Annotated in this window: 1 protein-coding gene; it reads left to right on the top strand. The window is 60.5% G+C overall.

The genetic code is table 11. The features are described from left to right. On the top strand, positions 1–1020 hold a 1020-nt coding region (selD, locus tag LD28_RS0112455), incomplete at its 5' end, for a selenide, water dikinase SelD (protein ID WP_033137285.1). Positions 1021–1122 lie beyond the last annotated feature (102 nt).

Below are 1122 nucleotides of genomic sequence, written 5' to 3'. Positions count from 1 at the left end.
ACCCAATACAGCCACGGCGCTGGCTGCGGCTGCAAAATTTCTCCCAAGGTACTCGACACCATTCTCAAGAGCCAGATCCCGGGCTTCAACGACCCGACCCTGATTGTTGGCAACAGCAGCAAGGATGACGCGGCCGTGGTCGATATCGGCAACGGTCAGGGCATTGTTTCCACCACCGACTTCTTCATGCCCATCGTCGATGACCCCTTCACCTTTGGCCGCATTGCCGCCACCAACGCCATCAGCGACATCTACGCCATGGGCGGCAAACCCATCGTAGCCATCGCCATTCTCGGTTGGCCCATCAATACCCTGCCCGCCGAAGTGGCCCAGCAGGTGATCGACGGTGGCCGTCAGGTGTGCCATGAAGCGGGCATTTCGCTGGCCGGTGGCCACAGCATTGATGCCCCCGAGCCCATCTTCGGCCTCGCGGTAACCGGTATCGTACCTCTGGATGCCATCAAGCAGAACGACACCGCCAAGGTGGGTGACACCCTCTATCTGACCAAGCCTATCGGCATCGGTATCCTCACTACCGCCCAGAAGAAGAGAAAGCTCAAGCCGGAACACGAGCAGCTGGCCCCCAACGCCATGTGCACCCTCAACAAGATCGGCCAGCGTTTTGCCGAGCTGCCGGGTGTTCACGCCATGACCGACGTCACCGGTTTTGGTCTGGCCGGTCACCTGCTGGAGATGTGTGAAGGCTCCAAGGTCAGCGCCCGCCTCGACTTCAAGGCGCTGCCGCTGCTGGACGAGGTGGATTACTACCTCTCAGAGGGCTGCGTACCGGGCGGTACCCTGCGTAACCACGACTCCTACGGCCATAAGCTGGATACCATGGACGATCGCACCCGCAACATCATGTGCGATCCGCAAACCAGCGGCGGCCTGCTGGTTGCCGTGGGCAAGGAGAGCGAAGCCGAGCTGCTCGCCATCGCGCGGGAAGCGGGCCTGACGCTCTCGCCCATCGGCCAGATCAAGCCCCTTGAGGGCACCCGCTTTATCGAGATTGTTCAATGAGTGAGATAGCCCAATGAGTGAATTGCCGCTGGCCACCGACTACGCCCAGATTTTTTTAGGCGATGTGCCCTTGATTGATGTGCGCGCCCCCATCGAGTTCAA

Source organism: Aeromonas finlandensis (assembly GCF_000764645.1).
Classification (GTDB): Bacteria; Pseudomonadota; Gammaproteobacteria; order Enterobacterales; family Aeromonadaceae; genus Aeromonas; species Aeromonas finlandensis.
Note: the sequence above shows the minus strand (reverse complement) of the source record. Positions and strands in the feature narration are given on the sequence as shown.